Below are 269 nucleotides of genomic sequence, written 5' to 3'. Positions count from 1 at the left end.
GGCCATGACCAGCACGCGATCACAGATGCGAGGCACTTCCTCCAGCAGATGGGTGGAGACGATGATCAGTCGCTCGCGACCCAGCTCACGAATGAAGGCGCGCACGCTGTCCTTCTGCAGCGGGTCCAGCCCATCGGTGGGCTCATCGAGCAGCAGGATGTCCGGGTCATGGGTCAACGCCATCGCAAGTGCCACACGCCTCCGATAGCCTTTGGATAACACTGCGCACAATTGATTGGCGAAAGGCGTGATATCCAGGCGATCCATCA

General features: G+C 59.9%; 1 protein-coding gene. It reads right to left on the bottom strand.

The features are described 5' to 3' along the window. On the bottom strand, positions 1-267 hold a 267-nt coding region (locus R0J88_RS20435; protein ID WP_410900940.1), incomplete at its 3' end, for an ATP-binding cassette domain-containing protein. Positions 268-269 lie beyond the last annotated feature (2 nt).

It is taken from the genome of Pseudoalteromonas sp. SIMBA_162 (assembly GCF_046535955.1).
GTDB lineage: Bacteria > Pseudomonadota > Gammaproteobacteria > Enterobacterales > Alteromonadaceae > Pseudoalteromonas > Pseudoalteromonas marina.
This window is presented reverse-complemented; position numbering and strand designations above follow the sequence as displayed.